Source organism: Thermobaculum sp. T2p, from assembly GCF_059335935.1.
In genome coordinates, this window is sequence record NZ_JANZYQ010000004.1 from 99,057 (window position 1) to 119,310 (window position 20,254).

Annotated in this window: 15 protein-coding genes; 4 read left to right on the plus strand and 11 right to left on the minus strand. The window is 47.3% G+C overall.

Translation table 11 applies throughout. The annotated features are described in order from the left end of the window. Positions 1-3 precede the first annotated feature (3 nt). Positions 4-1,497, plus strand: coding sequence for a lysine--tRNA ligase (lysS, locus tag N2245_RS01875; RefSeq protein WP_494535030.1), 1,494 nt, complete (start codon positions 4-6; stop codon positions 1,495-1,497). Here the strand turns inward: lysS and N2245_RS01880 are convergent. Both N2245_RS01880 and N2245_RS01885 read right to left on the minus strand, forming a co-directional pair. Continuing rightward, positions 1,494-3,164, minus strand: a complete 1,671-nt coding sequence (locus N2245_RS01880) for a phytoene desaturase family protein (RefSeq protein ID WP_494535031.1) — start codon at positions 3,162-3,164, stop codon at positions 1,494-1,496. The genes lysS and N2245_RS01880 overlap by 4 nt on opposite strands. 24 nt (positions 3,165-3,188) lie before the next feature. Next, positions 3,189-3,971 carry an enoyl-CoA hydratase/isomerase family protein gene (locus N2245_RS01885; protein ID WP_494535032.1) on the minus strand — a complete coding sequence of 261 codons (783 nt, stop codon included), beginning with the start codon at positions 3,969-3,971 and terminating at the stop codon, positions 3,189-3,191. A gap of 119 nt (positions 3,972-4,090) precedes the next feature. Between N2245_RS01885 and coaD the strand changes: the two genes are divergently transcribed. Next, positions 4,091-4,579, plus strand: coding sequence for a pantetheine-phosphate adenylyltransferase (coaD, locus tag N2245_RS01890; protein ID WP_494535033.1), 489 nt, complete (start codon positions 4,091-4,093; stop codon positions 4,577-4,579). Here the strand turns inward: coaD and N2245_RS01895 are convergent. The 8 genes from N2245_RS01895 to N2245_RS01930 form a co-directional block, all read right to left on the minus strand. Beyond that, positions 4,576-5,538 carry a GNAT family N-acetyltransferase gene (locus tag N2245_RS01895; protein ID WP_494535034.1) on the minus strand — a complete coding sequence of 321 codons (963 nt, stop codon included), beginning with the start codon at positions 5,536-5,538 and terminating at the stop codon, positions 4,576-4,578. The two genes, coaD and N2245_RS01895, sit on opposite strands and share 4 nt — an antisense overlap. Before the next feature lie 115 nt (positions 5,539-5,653). Next, the gene (locus tag N2245_RS01900; RefSeq protein WP_494535035.1) at positions 5,654-6,436 is read right to left on the minus strand and encodes a biotin--[acetyl-CoA-carboxylase] ligase; all 783 of its coding nucleotides are present in this window, start codon (positions 6,434-6,436) and stop codon (positions 5,654-5,656) included. A gap of 12 nt (positions 6,437-6,448) precedes the next feature. After that, a complete protein-coding gene (dnaA, locus tag N2245_RS01905; RefSeq protein ID WP_494535036.1) occupies positions 6,449-7,819 on the minus strand; it encodes a chromosomal replication initiator protein DnaA in 1,371 nt (456 codons plus the stop codon). Positions 7,820-7,948: 129 nt separating this feature from the next. Then, the gene (locus tag N2245_RS01910) at positions 7,949-9,634 is read right to left on the minus strand and encodes an ATP-binding protein (RefSeq protein ID WP_494535037.1); all 1,686 of its coding nucleotides are present in this window, start codon (positions 9,632-9,634) and stop codon (positions 7,949-7,951) included. A 1-nt stretch (position 9,635) separates the two neighbouring features. After that, positions 9,636-10,241 carry a DUF8166 family protein gene (locus tag N2245_RS01915; RefSeq protein ID WP_494535038.1) on the minus strand — a complete coding sequence of 202 codons (606 nt, stop codon included), beginning with the start codon at positions 10,239-10,241 and terminating at the stop codon, positions 9,636-9,638. Between the two features lie 3 nt (positions 10,242-10,244). Beyond that, on the minus strand, positions 10,245-11,435 hold the full coding sequence (locus N2245_RS01920) for a DNA double-strand break repair nuclease NurA (protein ID WP_494535039.1): 1,191 nt from the start codon (positions 11,433-11,435) through the stop codon (positions 10,245-10,247). Between the two features lie 21 nt (positions 11,436-11,456). Then, a complete protein-coding gene (locus N2245_RS01925) occupies positions 11,457-14,522 on the minus strand; it encodes an AAA family ATPase (RefSeq protein WP_494535040.1) in 3,066 nt (1,021 codons plus the stop codon). Then, complete coding sequence (locus N2245_RS01930) at positions 14,519-15,826, minus strand: metallophosphoesterase family protein (RefSeq protein WP_494535041.1); 1,308 nt, start codon at positions 15,824-15,826, stop codon at positions 14,519-14,521. Before N2245_RS01930 ends, N2245_RS01925 begins: the two co-directional genes overlap by 4 nt. Positions 15,827-16,170: 344 nt before the next feature. Between N2245_RS01930 and N2245_RS01935 the strand changes: the two genes are divergently transcribed. Both N2245_RS01935 and N2245_RS01940 read left to right on the plus strand, forming a co-directional pair. Beyond that, positions 16,171-17,565, plus strand: a complete 1,395-nt coding sequence (locus N2245_RS01935; protein WP_494535042.1) for a magnesium chelatase ATPase subunit I — start codon at positions 16,171-16,173, stop codon at positions 17,563-17,565. 34 nt (positions 17,566-17,599) lie between these two features. Further along, entirely contained in the window at positions 17,600-19,642 is a 2,043-nt protein-coding gene (locus N2245_RS01940) for a vWA domain-containing protein (RefSeq protein WP_494535043.1), read from the plus strand. On the opposite strand, the gene N2245_RS01945 is transcribed toward N2245_RS01940, so the two are convergent. Next, positions 19,632-20,237: a uracil-DNA glycosylase gene (locus N2245_RS01945; RefSeq protein WP_494535044.1), complete on the minus strand. Its 606-nt coding sequence runs from the start codon at positions 20,235-20,237 to the stop codon at positions 19,632-19,634. The two genes, N2245_RS01940 and N2245_RS01945, sit on opposite strands and share 11 nt — an antisense overlap. Between the last annotated feature and the right edge of the window lie 17 nt (positions 20,238-20,254).

Consider the following 20,254-nt stretch of genomic DNA (forward strand, 5'->3'; position numbering starts at 1 on the left):
GTTATGGATCTAGCAGGTTCGATACTACAGGATCTAAATGATCAGCAACAGATACGCTTGGAAAAGCTACGTAAGCTGAGGGATATGGGTATAAACCCATATCCCCCTAGGTCCTATAGGACTCATACGGCGCATGAGGTGTATTCCTCTGTCGATAGTCTTGAGGGGCAAGAGGTTACTGTAGCTGGGCGTCTGACCGCTAGACGAGACATGGGTAAGTCGGTGTTCGCAGATCTCGAGGATGCTTCGGGTAAGATCCAGCTGCTTGTTCGTCTTAATACTGCTGGACCTGATACCCTCAGTTTCTTCAAAGAGCTTATAGATCTGGGTGATATAGTAGAGGCCACAGGATCTCCGATGAGGACTCGTACCGGCGAGCCCACTGTTGATGTCAAGAGCGTGCGCATACTCGCAAAGGTGCTCAATCCTCTTCCAGATAAGTGGCACGGCTTGGAGGATGTGGAGAAACGCTATAGGCAGCGCTATCTAGACCTCATGGTTAATCCTGAGGTTAGGGACGTATTTATTAAGAGGGCTAAAATAATCTCCAGTGTGCGCAGATATCTAGATGATCTTGGCTTTATAGAGGTTGAAACGCCCGTCCTCCAACCCCTGTATGGCGGTGCTAGCGCCAAACCGTTTACCACCTACTATAATGCGCTGGACCAGACATTCTACCTGAGGATAGCTACAGAGCTTTACCTAAAGCGCTTACTTGTTGGCGGTATTGAGAAGGTTTATGAAATAGGCAAGGACTTCAGGAACGAGGGGTTGAGTACCAAGCATAACCCTGAGTTTACTATGATGGAGCTTTACCAAGCCTACGCAGATTACAACTCCATCATGGACTTGGTCGAGAATCTTATAACCTTTACAGCCACTAATGTCCTTCAGACGCTAAAGATAACCTATAGGGGGCATGAGATTGATCTGACACCTCCATGGCGTAGGTTGCCCCTCAGGGATGTGGTGCTAAATGCGACAGGTATAGATTTCTACGCCCTCAAAGATGACGTAGAACTGGCAGAGGCTATAAGAAGGGCCGGTATAGAGCTCAGGCCAGGAGCTACAAGGGCACAGATGATAGATGAGCTTCTGGACAACTCAGAGCACGAGCTGATACAGCCTACTTTTGTCATCGACTATCCAGTTGAACTATCTCCTTTTGCTAAGAGAAAAGAGGATAATCCGGAGCTTACTGAGAGATTCGAGGTGTTTATCGGCGGTATGGAGATAGGTAATGCTTTCACCGAGCTGAATGATCCTATCGACCAGGCCAAGCGTTTTCAAGCTCAACTCGCTAATAGGAGTGCAGATGGAGAAGAAAATCCCTATGATGAGGACTTCATACAAGCCCTCATGTACGGTATGCCTCCAACAGGTGGATTGGGCATTGGAATAGACCGCTTGGTGATGCTACTCACTGATCGTCCTTCTATACGTGATGTGATACTCTTCCCACACTTGCGCGCCAGAGTTGGGGAAGAGCAGCCTTAGCCGCTGATACGAACGCTCCTCCTCAATGCAGCAAATGCTATAGATGAGCCCGCAACTACGAGTGCGGGCTTTATCCATCTTTTGGACTTGGCCATGTCTGACAGTATAACTTCAGCCGTGTTCTTGCCCGCAGCACCCTGTACTCCTCCACCTGGATGTGTGCCTGCCCCAGTCAAGTACAACCCCTTGATGGGTGTCCTGTAGCCCGATAACTCTGGAATAGGTCTCATAAAGAACATCTGGTCTATAGTCATGTCTCCGTGCATTATATTGCTATATGGTAGTTGCAAGTCACCCGCCAACTGAGATGGCGTTCTTATAACTTTGTGTTCGGTTATGATGTCCTCCAATCCTTCTATATACTCTGATGCCGTGTTGAAGATATCTGCGACTACCTCTTGGGTTGCGTCGTTCCAGGATTGACCGCCGGCAAGCTGAAGAGGGTAGGGCTGCGCCCATATGTAGACTAGATGTTTCTCTGGGACTAGCGAGGGGTCTATAACTGAAGGAGTGAGTAGGTACACCGCTGGTTTGCTTGGCTTGTTGCCTATCGCTGCTTCTTTAAAGCTTTTCTCTAGACTACTTAAAGTTGGGCAAAGCAGTTGCATACCTCTATAGTGGTCCTTGTTATCGGATCCCCCAACGGCCTTGTACTTAGGTAAGTTCTTTGCTATGCCTCTTATATATACCCCGCTTATCGGGGATACCTTGATAGACCTAACCTTTCTCCGGAAGTTGTCATTCAGCGCCTCGGACGGGACGAGTTCCAATAGGGTTTTGACGGGAGCAACTGAGCTAATAACTATATCGGAGGAAAACTTCTCCCCGGAAGAAGTCTCTACACCTGTAGCTCTGCCGTTTCTGACAAGTATGCTGGTGACCTCGGTATCTAAGCGTACCTCTCCGCCCATACTAATTAACGACTCTTGTAGGGCTTCTGATAGCTTGCCAGAGCCTCCTTGGGGACGAGTTACGCCGGTAGAGTGGCTCAGTGCATGCCATCCTGCGAAGTTAGCGGTTCCGGGAGTGCTTGGAGATATTCCAGCCTGAGCAGCAAGAAAAGCCAACGGAGCCTTGACGTGTTCGCTCTCAAAAGTCATAGATAGCAGCTTGCCGTAGTCCATAAGTAGCTGGTGTATCCTGTTCTGCAAGGATCTTCTCGCAGCCATCTTCAGCAAGGACACTATATCTTTTGATAGGGCTTTGTAGGACATACTTGGTGCTGATGGTTTTGATGTGAAGGTAGCTGTAAGGATACGATTCAACTCCGTCCAATCTTCTACGAACTTCTTGTAAGCCTCTGCATCCTTTGGAGATACTTTCTCTATCTCCTCACATGTCTTGTCCAAATCCCTGTAGAAACGCAGGTATGTGCCATCTGGGAAGGGGGCGAATGCAAAGGGATCGAGTTGCAAATATCTCAGCCCAAACTTTTCAAGCTTGAGATCATCTATAATGCCTGTCTCGTGAATCAAGGTGTGGACAGCGCTGCCTACGTCGATCTTATACTTCCCAAACATCTCTTCAGTGGCTGATGCCCCACCCACGACTGACCTTCTCTCCAGGACAATCACTTTACAACCGGCTTTGGCCAGATAGTTTGCGCACACGAGACCATTGTGTCCCGCTCCTATAATGATGACGTCGTAGTCTTTTTGCCTGCTCATGATATTTACCTCTTACCTAGTAGACTAGTGCCATCTGGGCTCTCGTTTCTCGAGAAAGGCTTTGATCCCTTCCTGACCATAAGGCGAACTAAGCAACTCCTGGAATGCCCACTCGTCCTCTCTTATGGCTTGCCCTTGGGAGACTCCAGTCCCTTTGTGAACCCTTTGCTTTATAAGATTGACTGCAAGATTTGGCAGGCTGGAAAGTTTTTGAGATATCTCTAGCGATCTATCAATAAGTCCTTCCGGAGATACAACCTCATTAACTAGTCCTATCTGAAGAGCTCGATCTGCGTTTAGGGGCTCGCCTATCAGGCACATCTCCAGAGCTCTAGCTTTACCGAGTAGCCGCGTCAGCCTTTGTATACCTCCCCATCCAGGAAGTAGCCCAAGCTTGATCTCAGGCTGACCGAAAATAGCATTTTGTGAGGCTATTCTTAGGTCACAAGCTAGAGCTAACTCATTTCCTCCGCCAAGGCATATTCCGTTTACAGCTGCTATGACCACTTTAGGATAGGATTCGATGAAGTTAAGTAAGTCGTTTGCTTTTCTTATAAGCGGTATCTCTGGTGAATTTGGATCTTGCTCTAGAAAGCTCTTTATATCTGCTCCAGCAGAGAAGCATCTACCATTTCCAGTGATAATTACTACTTTGGTGTTTTTATCTTCTTCGTATGATGTGAGGGTTTCTTCAAGCTGTTCAATTACCTGAAGGTTGATGGCATTGACGGGCGGCCTATTTAAGGTTATTAGTAGAGTGTTTTCCATATACTGTAGTTGCAGGAATCTCTCAGTATCCGCCTCCACTTATTAATCCTCCTTATAGATGTACGCTGCGCATTCACTATCATACTTTGTGCCACAGGTTTCGCCGAATATCTTATAATTCATACGATCTCTGTAGATATTGCCAGGAGAGGGCTAACTTGGAGGCTATAGCTGTATACGCAGGCTCTTTTGACCCCGTTACCAACGGTCATCTGGACTTAATAGAGCGAGCTAGTCCCCTTTTTAAGAAACTTGTTGTAGCTGTTGGGGTAAATCCAAGGAAGCCAGCTGCTTTTAGTTTGGAAGATAGGCTCGAGATGCTTCGCAGGGTTACAGCCCACATACCGAATGTGGAAGTAGATAGCTTCGATGGGTTGCTAGTAGAGTATGCTAAGTCCATAGGTGCTAAGGCAATAATTCGGGGACTTCGGGCAGTAGCCGACTTTGATTACGAGATGCAACAAGTGCTTATGAACAGGAAGTTGTGTCCGGAGATAGAAACTGTGTTTCTCACTACCAGCACGCAGTATTCTTTTCTCTCGTCAAGCCTGGTCAAGGAAGTGTCTGTACTAGGAGGTTCCGTAGAAGGACTTGTACCTAAGGAAGTGGAACCGTACCTAGAAAAGTTGAAGAGTTCCCATACCTAGAGGGTCTTGTACATATAGGACCAGCTCTTCTCGAATCTGTATCCAAGTATCTGAGCGGCTTCTATCTGGTTTCCGTCAAAAGCCGAGACGTATAATCGATGAACTCGAGCTCCGTATTGTAGGAGCATCTCTTGTAACCTAATGAAGACGCTCGTCATGTTCAATCCCGGTTGAGGCGAGTACAAAGGTGGAAGACTCTCGGTGGGGTTGCCACGTAGTATGTTTCTTGCCGCAATGAACCCTACGGTTTTCCCTTGGTTATATATTGCATACTGCTGGTAAGTGGATAATCTACCAAGTATTGAGGGTAGCCATAAGTTTCTCCAGGCTCTGGAGATGTATTCCTCTTCGTACACCCTCATAATTTCCTCTAGCTTGATAGGTACGTTTGGACTTGTGCTTATGATCTCTCTCCATAGAGGTATATCTGCTCTGGTTACAGGGGAGAGCGAAACCTCAGAAAGGTCTGTGCCGATAGTCATAGGGTTGACTATGTACCGGTAGCTGAGCCTCCTGTCGTATTCCTCCATCCCCAACGATCGATATAAGTTCATGGCAGGAGTATTGTCGGTCATGACTTCGAGGGTAACGATACTTCTGCCAAGCTGTTTTGTTCTTTGAAACATGACGCTTATTAGGCTCCTTCCGATGCCCTTGTGCCTATGGTCAGGATGTACTGCTAGGCTGCTTATGTTCAAGGGGAGCCTTCTTTTTGTAGAATGCAGCATCACGCAACCTAATACCTGACCATCTTCTTCAGCTACCCAGAACTCCAGGGTTACCCCGATTGCTCTGAGAAGGTGCCGTAACCAGGGATAGCTGGCGATAGTCCCTAGGGACACCTGAGCCTTGATCGAATCCCGGTTCAGGTTAGAGAGCGATATCTCCTCCGCAAAGGAAGATGCGAGGATATCGACCAGCTGCTTGGAATCAGATAGTTTTGCTAGCCTTATGCGCATGCTTGCTGATGTTCACAATGTATATACTACATGCCCCTGTTGAATTCCGTACATGATTATAAGTCTATATGACTGCGTGTTCTCAAAATTTTGCTAGTCCTTAGGATTTGGTTTTCTAATGGACTGGCTTTCTGATAGAGGCTTCACCAGCTTGTACAGTAACGAGCTCATTGTCCGGTGTCCTTATAATCAATCCTCCTTCTGTGGAGACTCCAATTGCTATTCCTTGGATATCAGAGCTGTCCGTTATCACAGTTACTTCCTGACCTATAGTAGATGTAGAGTTCTTCCACTCTTCATGTACTTGTAACCAGTTTCCTGAGTAGATCACCTGTAGGCGGGAATCTAGACTTAACAGGATAGATATGAGAAGCTCTGTCCTGTTGATTTGGGTGGTGGCATGGTCTGCTATGCAGGTTGCGTTTACAGACTTAGGATACTCATAAACGTTAATGCCAAATCCCAATATGGTAGTAGTTGTAGTCTGATTGCTGTTTATCTGTGACTCTGCCAGGATACCACATACCTTTAGGTTGCCTATCAGCACGTCGTTTGGCCACTTGATACTTACTGGTTTATCCACCAGGGGCGTAATGGAGTCTCGAACGCTAAGCGCACAGGCCGCAGTTAGTATGTAGGACCTGTTTGGAGTCAAAGGAGGACGTAGAAGAATAGAGCAGCTTATAGAAGACCCTCTTGGCGAAACCCAGGTTCTACCTCTTCGTCCGCGACCCTGACTTTGATGGTCAGCTATTACTACTATTCCCTCATCTGCGTTGTTGATGATCCTCTTCAGGTACGAGTTAGTGGAATCTATCTCTTCGAAGAAGACCACCTTCCTCAGGATTTTTGTGTGCGATAGTATCTGTTGGAGTTTGTCGAGATCTATCTGGTCCATGAGGATTGTGTGCTAGTTGTTATAGAGCATCTCTCTTACTGTCATGACGTCTTGCCGGAGCTTGGTGTCTACTTCTATATCTTTCTCTACCTTCGTTATACCATGAAGCACGGTTGTATGGTCTCTACCCCCTAGGATGGCTCCGATCTCTGAAAGGGACTGATCAGTATCCTCTCTCATGATGTACATTGCTACCTGTCTAGGTATTACGACCTCTCTTGCTCTCGTCTTTCCCTTCAGCAGCTTTTCATCTACGCCGTAGTATGAGGCCACAGCTTGTAGGATGCGCTCAGGAGTGATTTGTCTCTTCTTCCTGGCCATAGTGGTATCGTTGAGTGCTTCAGCAGCAGTCGCCAGGGTTATAGGTTCCCCTGTAAGCCTAGCTAACGCCACAATGCTGTTCAGCGCTCCTTCTAGCTCTCGTATATTGCTTTGCACCTTGCGAGCTATTAGCTCAAGTACATCATCAGGGAGGTCTACACCCTTGTTCTCAGCCTTTATACGGAGTATCGCGATCCTGGTCTCTAAGTCTGGAAGGTTGACCTCGGTCATGAGGCCGCCTTCGAACCTGGACCTTAGCCTGTCCTGTAGGGTCGCTATAGCCTTGGGTGGTCGATCGCTCGTCATCACGATCTGCTTGTTTGCCCCATGAAGATGATTAAAGGTATGGAAGAACTCCTCTTGGGTACTTTCCTTGCCTGCTATGAACTGAATGTCATCGATAAGAAGGATATCGATGCTCCTATAACGAGCCCTGAACTCCTCTGTTCTGTGTTCTCTAATGGCATTAATTAGATCATTAGTAAATTGCTCACTGCTCACATATAGCACCCGCAGGTATGGCTTCAACTTCAGAGCATGGTTGCCAATTGCGTGCAGCAGGTGAGTTTTGCCTAGTCCTACGCCTCCATACAGGAACAAAGGGTTATAGGCTTCAGCCGGGTGTTCAGCTACTGCCATGCATGCAGCATGAGCCATCCTGTTACTGCTACCGACAATGAAGTTCTCGAAGGTATAGCGGGGATTGAGCGGTGTGTTCGGCGCGCCAAACTGGGTGCTTGTGTTCTGCGCAGCGTTCAGTAAGGGTGCCTCCACAGAGTTCTCAGTGCTTCTGGAGCTACGCTCATTTGAGGAGATTATGCCATTTACTACGAAACTAACCTGCACAGGCCTATGCAATATGTTGCTCAGAGATCTTCTTATCTCAGGCTCGAATTTCCTCTCTATAGTCATCTGGGCGAAGCTTGTGGGGACAGATATAACGGCTTCATCATCATCCAACGACACGAGAGAAGTGTTTTTGATCCAGGTCTCAAACTGTGCAGGGTTGAGTCTGACCTCAAGTTCTCCAAGTACGGCTTGCCAGACCTGTTTCGGGTTCATGGGAATAGTACTCCTGGTAAATGCCATCTTGTTTGCAGATTAGCAATGCGTGTTTACGGCTTGCAATCCGTTCGCCAATAAAATTCACAAAGTCTTTATTCTTTGTTAGCAGCTACAGATGCCTATAAATTAAAACAGGCTGTTCCTGCCCTTCTTGCCATTGGGAACGAACACAGACTCCTCTGCTTGTCTTAGCCCTATGGAATCAGGCTCGTACCATCTGTTCCACTCGTCGGGAGCATCTATGCTCTGGCCACCGTGGGATGTGTATCTGGTGCGTACTCGGCATAGCACAGGAGCGTTCAGCGAGTTGCCCGTAATTATCACCTGCCCCTTACTCAGTGAGGGTAACTCTCGTAGTATCTCTCGGCTAGCGCTCTCGACTGAGGAGGCAATGCTGTTCTGATCGATCGGGTTGACTACCTTCATGATGAACTGTGTCATGCACTGCGAGAGTACATCGCTGTCAAGTTTGCCTGGCCTCTGGCTAATAAGTCCTACACCTACCCCGAATTTTCTGCCTTCTGCCAGTATCTGCTTGAGTATACCTGTACTAACCGCGTCACCGCTTGCAGGTGCGTAGTGGTGAGCCTCCTCTATCAGGATGAATACCGGGTATGGGATATAATCCTCATCCAGAGGCGTATTTTCCCTTCGCATAGTGCGCTGCCTAGATCTATAGATCCTGCGTAGTAATGTGGATACTATTACCTGCTGCTGCTTCTCATCAATGTTGTTTAGCTGGATTATAGTGCATTGTCCTGGTTTAAGAACCTCCTTCAGATCCAGGTGTTCTGACTTAGTGAAGTTATTTTGTCCAAATATGTGACTTATTCTCCAACATAGGGCCTCTGCAGTGCTGGAGTAGTCTGATGAGCCTGATTGGGAGCTCTCTAGATCTTCTGCCACTTGCCTGATAGCGACCTGGAGCTCATCTTTCCCCCAGTTGGAATTATTATCTTTGTCATTCATGAGGCGTTTATGAGCCTCTCTCAGGATATGCTCCATTCTGTCGGATATGTTCGGCAAAAGGTATCGGAAGTCTGAAAACTCAAGCGATGATAGTTTGACTTTTATGTGCTTGGGAGGAAAGATACGAGTTCTAGGCCTGTAGTCAGTTGTGCTATTCTTCTCCCTAAGTTGCTCTACGTTGGGCAGTTCTGTTAAGGTCTCGTACTCGGCATGTGGGTCTATGATCAGTACGCAGCCTTTATTTGCAGGGCTCATCAGCTCCTCAACGATCACACCGGCCAGATAGCTTTTGCCTGCGCCTGTGCTAGCTATGATAGCCATGTGGGTGCTCGTGAACTCCTTAACATCAAGGACTATGGGTACGGCATCGCTAGTCCTGCTAAGGAGCGAACCTATGTGGGCACTGCCTCTCTCTCCTATCTTCTTTTTACTAAGCGTATCTCTAAGGAGCTCATCTTCTGCTAGATAGATAGGCTTACCACAGCTTGGAGGTATCCTCGGGTTAACGAATGCTCCAAACTGTTCGTCGTAGTATCCGAGTACCGCTACTCCTATCTCAAAGAGTTCGCTGTTCTTATCCTTGTAGCCTATAGTCCTAGCTATATCTATAGGACTGATAAGAGGGTCAGACAGGAAAGCATCTGGGAAAAGCTTGACGGGCTCTCTGGATACGACCTGCCCTATGATCTTGTGAGGGTGTCCATCGATATCCATGTAGTAGTAAACGAACTCGCCGTTTTTTAGCTGTTGGCTGTGGTCCGGACTTATGAAGGTATATTCGTGTGGGCTTTCTCCCGGACCTTTGGCTATGCCTACAGGTAATACTTCCTGCTTTGTTATCATCCTACCTCTCCCCTGCTGCCATCCTAATCTGTGACTGCCATGCAAGATTAGCTCTGAGTGCGTTCAGTATAGGTCCTGCATCTGGGATTACATCCGCTAAGTCATTGAGCACAGACATGAGTAGGGCTTGTGCCAGTGGAGATCTCATAGAGAGCATCAAGCTATAGTACCCTATATCAAATCCATCCTCTCCTCTATGAAAGGCTACTATTTCCTCATTTTCCATACGGGTAACGAGAGCGCCTATCTCGGGGTGGACGTAACAAAACCCAAGGGCGGTCTTTTTGCCACCGGATACTTGCCCTAGCACCAGCACTCTCACCAGTACAGCCGTTTCGTTGAGATAGTCCGGTGAGAATACCTCAAGCTGCTCCGGCGTGGATAGCCTCGGTCCAAAAACTCCGTAATCTGGGTTATGCAGCTGGGTATCGCTGATCACTCCGACTGCATATGTATCAGGGAGGGAGCCAACTGGTACTTTGACCCAAGCCCCAAATCTGTAATCTTCCGGCGCCGGAGGATTTGCAACCTCGCCTTTACCGTAAACCTGACAGATGTACTCTATTTGAGATGCGCTACTTATTATCTTGCCTATGGTCTTACCCATCTATCATTGCCTTCTTCTCATCTTGCTCTGGATCTTGCTAGCTATCCTCAGCTTGATGTTATTTTTGTCAGCAAAGGATTCAAAGATCTGGTAGAACCTGATTCTATCTTCGCTGCTGAGCACTGCAAGTGCATCAGCGGTTTCTATGACGTAAGGATAGCCGTTCCCAACTATGACCTCTGCTCTTACTATCTGAGCAACTTCTTCTGTCATACCTTCCTCTACTACCCATCTCGGAATCTCTACCCTTGAGGGTACGTTCTGCTCGGAAGTCTTAAGGTAGAAAAAGCAGATTTGATCTCCCCAGTAGGTATCAGTGCTCTTATCTCTATAATCTGTCAAGATTCCGTGCCGATTGCAAATCCAAACGGGAGTTCGGTCTCCCCATCGCATCCTGTTATACAGGATCATGGCATCGCTCAAAGTGTGTGGTTTGTGTTTTATCTTCTCGATCTGAGCTAGCAACGTCATAAGATCTCTAGCTCGGCTCTCAGATACGTATCCTACTACTGGTATCTTGGTTCTATACGAAGTTTCCAGTAGACGTAAGATAAGTCTTAGATATATTTCTCTCTGTGCTTGGTCCAGCCTCTCTGTGAATGAGAGGATAAGCGAGCCATCAAGGAAAGCCATTGGTGTGGGTTGCATACCCTCTACTTTTTCCATCCAGTCACAAAGTACTTCTATCTCCAGCTGAAACCTACGTTGGCTGACTGTTTGATCAGAGAAAACGGAAACCCCGTTGCGATCCACGAATATGTCTTCTGGAGGCAGAATATCTATCTTGATATCTTTAACATAATTCTTGGACGGATTATGAGGGTTCTCAAACCATCCGACCTGCACCGCAGCTACAGGGATGGAAATATCTGGTACGGGCTGGATCTGACTCCCATCTACTGAGAACGTAGTTCTGTCGAATAGCATTTGCGATGCATATGCCCTAGCCTCTTCGTGGTTGTGGAACTCCCGATCAAACGGGTAAATAAGACTTCTGTTCTCCTTCCACTCTCTAGAGGGTAGGGCTCCTGACGGTAATTCCACCAAGTCTAGGATCTCGTTGTATGTGAGTGTCTCAAGCTTATCAAGTGCGTTGCTATAGACAGACATCTCGTCACGAATGCCGATATCGTAGTCTCTAAACTGTTGAATCTTCTCTTCGAGCGCTTTAGCTATCTTGGTGGAATGAAGCATGTTAACTCCTCAGGACTTGGCCTACGAATAGGTCACTTGGCTAATCCCATGGCGCTTGCTTACGATGATGGCTCTGTCCATCTTCTGCTCAAAGGTGTCATCATGAGAGATAACAAAGAGCTGTTCAAAGCCTTTGAGGCTTACTACCTGGTCGGCGAGGTTCATCCTGCGTGTGGTGTCCATGTTCTGCGTAGGTTCATCCAGAAATGCAATATTGATCTCTGAGAGCCTCTTGAGAAGCGCGAGTCTGACGGCTAGTGCCGCGCTCATCTGCTCCCCACCAGACATCTGCTGGAATGTCAGCCTCTCCGAGCCTCTTTCCAACCTGATCTCATAGTCGTCTGTCCACTCCAGCCTCTGAGAGTAATCTCCCATAATCTCGCAGAATATATTGCGAGCTTCAAGTGATATGCCGTATATCAGAGACTTAGCTATGGGTTCTTGTGCAGATTTGATGGTGTTTCGAATGTGCTGCAGTATCTGCTTTATCTTCTCGAACTTCTGTATATCTTGTTGAACTCTATCGTACTCTCTGCTCTTCTCTCGACAATCAGATAGTTCCTGTTCAAGGTCAGAAATCTGTCTGAGGTTGTTGGCTTTTTGAGTCCTAAGGCTTGATATATCGGCATTGAGCTTTTCTATCTTCAACTCCGCATTTTCGAGGTCCTGCTTGTTCCAGGTCTTTGCGGCCTTATCGAGTTGGGATTTGATATCTTCAAGCTGCTTTACTGTGCCGTCTATCTCGCTTTGTAGCTTGCTAACCTGAGCCTCTTTCTCTTCAAGCTGCATAGCGAGCTGCTCATTCGAGATATACTGCTTGTGCTCTGGTTCATGCTTGTGGATAATCGCTTGAAGCTCCTTGTCCCTTTGCTCTAGGTGTTTCATATTATCGATCTGCGAATTAAGTTGCTCTATATCTTTCTCCAGATTTTGCAGAGCTCTCTTTAGATCTTCCAGAGATACACGAATTTCAGGTAGATTTTCGACCAATAGTTTGGCCTTTGTTAGCTTCTCTTCGAGAGTATCTTTGTCTTTAAGCTGCTTTTCTAGCTTGTCAACGAGCTGTTTCTTAGAATACAGATCTTCGATTTGTGCTGTGATCTGCTTTTGTTCTTCTTCCAGCTCTTCAATCTGTCTTGTAAGAGCAGAAATATTCTTCTCTAGAACTGGTAATTTGTGGAGTTCTTTATCTGCTTGCTCCGCGGCATTGACCTCCGACTTAATGCGCCTGAAGCTGTTTTGGAGGCTAGGTATTTGTTCCACCTTATTGATTAGCTCCTCTAACTCCTTCTCTAGAGCAGCTTTCTCTTGTTGCCTGATTCGCAGGTTATACAGCTTAGGATCATAAGCGGCTTTAGCTTTCTCAGCCTCAAGTAGCTTGGCATACGCTGCCTCTGCGTGCTGAATCGATTGCTCTGTGCTTTGCAGATCTTGTGCTACGATTTGGAGCTCAGCTCTGGCCTCTTGAATTTGCTGTGAAAGCAATTCGCAGTTTCTTTCTCCCTGCTGTATATGCAGACAGTCTTCTCTATTAAGCGGGCAGTAGGGCACATCTAGCTCCAGCCTCTGTTCGAGCTTGGAGATATTTATCTCCAGTGCTTTCTGGCGATTCTGCAGTAGGCTTCTATGACTGTGTAGTTGGGGTAGGTTTGCTGACTTCTCTCGTAGCAGCTCTATTGTGGAGATTTCTGACTCTAACTTGGTTATTTCTGCACTGAGAGCGACGATTTCCTCTTCAACAGCAGAGTGCTTCTTTCTAATGTCATCCAGTTTCTCTTTGGCTTCTGTCGCTGCTAACAGCTGGGTCCGAACGCTATCATACTCTTCTTTTAGCGTTTGAAGCTTCTCCGCCAGCGGGCGCTTTTGCTCGATAGTTCGAATAGTCTCGTCACAATATTTGAGCTCCCTGTACAAAGAGGAAAGCTTTTCAGTGATATCTGCATTTTTTGTCTCTAGTGCCCTAAGCTGACTTACCTCAATGGCAAGTTGCTGATGCTCTTTTTGAACTTCCCTAAGTTCATCTACCTTCGCTTGTAGACGTGGCAGTATTTCCTGAGCACTGAGAGCCTTGCTTAGCTCTGCTTGTTTTTTATCTATCTCAATACTGAGATAATTTCTGTCGGATTGATGAAGCTGCAGATTTTGGCAAAGTTGCCGGTAGGTTTCGAGCTGCGGCTCGAGCTCTCTTCTCTCCTGCACGGCTCTTTCGTATGCCAAGTGCCCTTCACGCGTTCTCAACATAATATTCCGCGCCTGTTTGCTTAGCTCCAAATCTTGCCGGGCTTTGGCTAGATGATCCTGCAAGCTATTGATGCGTTCCTCATGTCGCCTATATTCGCCTTCAAGAGCTTCGATTTGTCTCTGTTTTTGTTCCAGTTGCTGCTTGATCTTGCGTACAGACGTTAGATCATCCTCGCATGCTCTTAGCTCATCATCTATTCTGTTATTTTCGGTCGCAAGTCCATGTATCTTCCCCTCGAGCTCAGGTATCCTCTCTCTAAAGACCTTGAGGGTTTCCTGCCTATTCCCTAGAGTTAGCAGCTGGTTTTGGATGTACCTATCGGTCTCTCTGAGGTTATCGAAAGCAGTCTTATATTCTTCCAGATGAAGCATGGCATTAAAAGTATCTTTGCGCTTGCTTGAGGTCATCAGGAAAGGTGCGCATAACGCCCCTTGGGGAACACCCACTGCGTTCTCGAATATATCCCCTAGATCCATCTCATCCTGGAGCCCCATAACCTTCTTGAGCCATTCCTTGACGTCAGCACTGCCTTCAGCCACACGGTAACCAGTTTCCAGGTCTAATACGTACCATGGCGGAGACTTCTTGATTTGTCTTATTACTTGGTATTCTCTGCCATCTGGCGGTACCAGTGTGACGGAGACAGTGCCGTATTTAGCGCCTTCCCGTAGGAATTCATCTTGGCTGTAGGGTAGGAAGTCAAATAGCGCCCACCCGATAGCCTCAAGGATAGTGGTCTTGCCAGCACCATTCTCGCCGTGTATGGAGTTTGTGCCGGCCTCAAACTCAATGGTGGTATTATCGTAGCTTTTTATGTTTGTTAGATGCAGCTTAAGTATCTTCATATCTCTAGTTTATTGATTATCGTGTTGTCTTGTTGGGAAAATTCCTCTCTCAGGGCTTCTTCTATGAGGGTTATTATCTCCTCAGGAGGGACATTGAGTAATGCCCGATCTTTAATCTTCTGTATGCTCTCAGCCCATGTGCGCCTTCTGTCCTTGAAAGCAGGGTAATCTTGAATAAGGGACTCAAAAACCTCGAGCTCAAGAGATCTTCGATCTATCTGTCCAGTGCTATCCAATGGCACGTCTGGAGAGTAACCGCTCGGGAGAGTGTTGTTCTTGATCTGTACAGTCAGAGGATTCACCTCTTCGTAGATCTTTTCCTGCAAGCTCTTTAGTGCTAAGAGTTCTTCCGAGAACCTGAGACTGCCGCTCAGTGTAATGTGGATAATGGGTTGTGAAGGGTTCTCGTTATATTTGGGTATCCTAGAGCGAACCTTATCGATGACTGCTATCTCAAGATCTTCTGGGGTATCGTAGTACTTGACGTCTAAGAAAATTCGGTAGAAAGGACGTCTTGTGGGCACACTGATATGCTTGACCTCGAGCACTTCTCCTTTATTTATGTCTGCGGTTACCTCATAGAAGCCCCTTTCCCAATCGGCCTCTTCAACACTACAGGTCTCCAATGAGCCTGGATTGAAGGCCCAGTTGTCTATCTCATATCTCTTGTGTACGTGTCCCATAGCCAAATATTTGCAGTGCGGCCTAATAAGGTCGAGGTGGTAGCTGGTGATTCCTCCTATAGCTCTGGGGATTTGACCCTCTAGTCCCTCGTGAACCATGAATATATTGAATCGGTTGCCGTCTACCTGTAACTTGCTGCTTATCTGTTCAAGTACTTTTCCTGTGCTAGTGCCATAGTACTTTATGCCGTACACTCGTACAGGGCCAAGGTCTATAAATGATCCTAGCTTTGATTCGTGATCCCATGGTTCCATGAGAACGCTACCTCCCCTATGCACGGGAGATAGCAAGTGAATCAGCTCTGCTGCTGAGGATAGGAAGTCTAGGAAGGACCAACCTGAGTTGAGGAATGCTCTCTCATGATTCCCTTCGACACAAATTACTGGGATGTTAGCGTCTTTCAAGCTCCTTAGAGCTAAGTAAGCCTGAGATATGGTGCGTCCGTCTATGTTTCGTTTATGGAAAAGATCGCCTGCGATGAGCATGAAGTCGACTTTGGAGCTTATAGCGTAATCGCAGACGTACTTGAATGCCCTGGCGAAATCATCAGCTCGTTCTGAGATGCCATATTGGTGGAATCCCAGATGTACATCAGCTGTATGAATCCACTTTACCTTCATGTCATTTTCTTTCTAGCTGCCTGTTTTCTTTCACTAACTATATCAATACTTCTGATCAGTTGCACAAGATGCGGCGTTATGGTAGGAACTAATTGGACATATCTTCAGTGTTGGAGTATATTGAGACTAAACATGTAGGCTAATTTGTAGTCTTCCCTGGAAGGGAGAAGGTGTTTGGCGAGGGGTAAATCGCTTCGCCAGTTGCAGTGCCTAGAAGTTGTAGGCTTCCTCGGTGGTCTTGTAAGGCCCCTAGTATCTGGTTGTGTCGTGAGTATTCCCCTTGGAGAAACGAGTTGTAGGTAATCTATTTAGCTCCCTTTTAAGGGCTGGAAAGAGAGAGGGTTATGAGACAGGCGAGAACTATAGGAGAGCTTAGATCCTCAGGCTATCAGGTAAGGTCCGTCAAGGATGAGATGAGGCAGAACTTAATACGTAAAATCCGAAGAGGAGAGGATCTTTTCCCAGGAATAGTGGGTTACGAGGATACGGTTATTCCCCAGATAGAGAATGCTATCCTGTCTGGGCAGGACATAATCTTGCTTGGAGAGAGGGGGCAGGCAAAGACTCGCATAGCGCGTTCGTTGGTAAATCTATTAGATGATCACATACCTGCCATTGCAGGCTGTGAAATCAACGACAACCCCTTTGAACCTATCTGCGCCAGCTGCAGGATGAAAGTGGAGGATATGGGTGATGATACTCCTATAGAGTGGATACCACGTGACCGCAGGTATGGCGAGAAGCTAGCCACTCCCGATATCACCATAGCTGACTTGATAGGTGAGGTAGATCCGATTCGTGTAGCAGAGGGAAGATATCTTTCCGATGAGCTTACTATCCACTATGGATTGGTGCCCAGAACCAATAGAGGAATCTTTGCCATCAATGAGCTGCCTGATCTTGCGGAGCGTATACAGGTAGGTTTGCTTAACATAATGGAAGAAAGGGATGTCCAGATCAGAGGTTACAAGATAAGGCTGCCCCTTGACTTGTTTGTGGTAGCTAGTGCTAACCCTGAGGATTATACCAATAGGGGGCGCATAGTAACCCCTCTCAAGGACAGATTTGGCTCTGAGATCCGAACTCACTACCCAGAGGAGCTCGAGTATGAGATAGAGATCATGGAGCAGGAGGGGAACGTTCCCGAGATTGCGGGGGTAAACCTGCTTGTGCCTCAGTTCATGAAAGAGATCATAGCCGAGGTTACTCACCAGGCGAGAAGATCGACTGATATAAACCAGCGCTCAGGGGTGAGCGTGAGGGTATCGGTTAGTAATTATGAGACGGTTGTATCTAGCGCTCTAAAGAGGGCTATTAAGCTTGACGAGACTACAGCTGCGCCTCGAATCAGTGACCTGGATGCTATGATTGCATCTACTTGTGGCAAGATAGAGCTAGAGTCTGCTGGCGATGTAAGTGAGGAACGCGTAGTCCGCAAGCTGATACAGAAGTCTATCCTGACTACTTTCAATAGATACTTCCAACTGTCCGATTTTGCTGATTCCATAGTCAAGTTCAACTCAGGAGCTGTCATAGAGACCTCGGACCTCATGCCGTCGGAGGAGTATGCTAAACAGGCTCTTGACTGGGAGGATATGAGGACAGCGGTTCAGCGACTTGGAGTGGGCGAACACCCAGCCGCGGTAGCCTCTGCAGTTGAGTTTATCCTAGAGGGACTGCATCTAAGCAGGAGGCTAAACAAGGACAGGATGGATGGGCACGCATTTTATAGGCGTTAGAGTAGGTAGTCCTCTTTAGGGGAGGAGATGGGCTATGAGATATAGATATTCTAGGTGGGACAACACTCAGCAGCTAGACGATCTTACAGCTGAGGAGGTACTGGATGCTTTATCCGATGACTTGATCGCGGATGGTGACCTCTGGAGCGCTCTTCGCAGAATGTACAGGTGGGGAGATGAAGGCAAGCTGAACAACCGTCTTGCTGGCCTACAAGATCTACTTGAGAAGCTCAGGATGCGACGCCAGCAGGAGCTTGCCAGGCATGATCTTGGATCTTTACTAGAGGATATCAAGCAGCGTTTGCAGGACGTGGTTGATACAGAGCGTAGTGACATCCAATCCAGGCTTGACCAGATGAGAGATCCCCAATCTGCTGCTCTAGACCAGGGCAGTCCACAGGATAGCCAAGGGGCGGATTTTGACCAGGGGGCTCTTAGGCAGCTCTTCGAGAAGATGGCTAACAAGAAGCTGCAATTTCTGGATAATCTACCGGAAAGTCCTGCTGAAAAGCTCAAGCGGCTTTCGGATTATGAGTTTATGAGTCCGGAGGCACAGGCCAAGTTCAACGAGCTGCAGCAGATGCTGCAACAGCAGTTCGTGAATCGCCAGTTCCAGGGAATGCAGCAGGCGTTGCAGAACATGACCCCTGAAGACCTTCAGGCCATGAAGGAGATGGTCCGAGATCTGAACGAGATGCTGAAGCAAAAGATGCAGGGGATTGAGCCGGACTTTCAGTCCTTTAAGCAGAAGCATGGCAGGTTCTTCCCTCCAGATATAAATTCCCTGGACGAGTTGATGGAATACCTCCAGAAGCAAAGGGCTCAAATGGAGAGCCTAATGAATAGTTTATCTCCAGAGCAGAGGGCCCAACTCCAACAAATGATAGATGATTTAGTGAAAGATGAAGATTTAAGATGGGAGTTGGCAAGCATGGCGGCGATGCTTGAGCAGCTTATGCCTAGCGATCAGTTTGCTAACTCCTACAACTTCACCGGCTCACAGCCTCTGGGCTTGCAAGAGGCAATGGACCTAATGGCCAAGATGCAATCAATGGATCAGCTTGAGAGCGATCTGGAGTCTGCGCAATATACTGGTGATCCGAGTTCTGTTGATGCTGAAGCGGTCAGACAACTATTGGGTCCTGAGGCAGCAAGAGAGCTTGAGCAACTGCAGAGCATCACGCAGATCCTAGAAGATGCAGGACTAATTCAAAGGAATGGGGATAGGTGGGAGCTGTCGCCAAAAGCCATAAGGCGCATAGGACAAAAGGCGTTAAGAGATATATTTACCAAGCTGCAAAAAGGACGTTTTGGTGGACATGATATGGATCGCCATGGTGTGGGGGGTGACAGGACTGACGAGAGTAAGCCTTATGAGTTCGGCGATCCTTTCCTTCTAGATATGAAGCAAACTATCATGAACGCAGTGGTTCGCAATGGCCCCGGCACACCTGTGAGCCTGTCACCAGAGGATTTTGAAGTTTATAGGACGGAACAGCGCACTCAAAGCTCTACTGTACTGATGATCGACATGAGTAGGTCGATGATGCTCAGAGGATTATTCTTCTCAGCTAAGAAGGTGGCTCTTGCTTTAGACAGCTTAATAAGAGGGCAGTTCCCCAGGGACCACCTGTACATAGTAGGATTTGCTTACATAGCTAGAGAGATGAAGCCTCATGAATTGCCGTCGATTATGCTAAGCGAATATGAATATGGTACTAACCTGGAGCATGGCTTGATGCTGGCTCGCAAGCTGCTCTCAAAGGAGTCGGGTAGTAAGCAGATCATTATAGTGACGGATGGTGAGCCGACCGCTCATATGGAACATGGTAGAGTCATCTTCAACTATCCGCCACTAAGGGAAACGTATGCTGCAACACTTGCTGAAGTCAAGCGTTGTACTAAGGAGAACATAGTAATAAATACATTTATGCTCGACAGGAGTCCGTACCTAAGCGCTTTCGTCGATCAGATGACCAAATTGAATAAGGGTAGAGCATTCTATGCTACCCCAGAGAGGCTAGGAGAGTACGTGCTGGTAGACTACGTAAATCAGAAGAGAAAGTTTATTCGGTAAGTTGTGAGAGCAACCTCTTTAGGGTGTCAAGATCTTGCTCAACCTGAGAACTAACTTGCTCCAGTAGCGGTGACTTAAGCTTTAGGATATAGGCGGTGTGATAAGTAGGGATCACGATGGAGTCATAGGGACCGGGGAAGATTTTCCCTCGGTCCCTAGATATCTTGAAGCTAGATCCAAGTAATGCTTTGCCCGCGCTTGCTCCCAATGCAACTATGATCTTAGGCCGTATTATAGATATCTCAAGTCTCAGCCAATGACTGCAAGCTTTATACTCTGATGCTGTGGGGGCTCTGTTACGCTTCCTGGGGTCTTTGAGATCTACGGAGCGGTGCTTGACCACGTTTGTTAGCCATACTTCTCCTCTAGTCAAACCTAGCCTGTGAAGCCACGAATCCAGCACTCTGCCAGAGGGCCCACTGAAAGGCTTACCGGTGAATTCGTCGTGCTCCGAAGGAGATTCTCCGATGATCATCAAATTGGCTTGGGGATCTCCGTCCCCTGGTATAGCTGTTCTGCTATACCAGTAGAGGTCGCATCTTTGACAGGATTGAAGGTCTTGTGCTATTTGCTGGAGATCATGAGGTTCTTGCATCTTTCAGAATTGCCTCT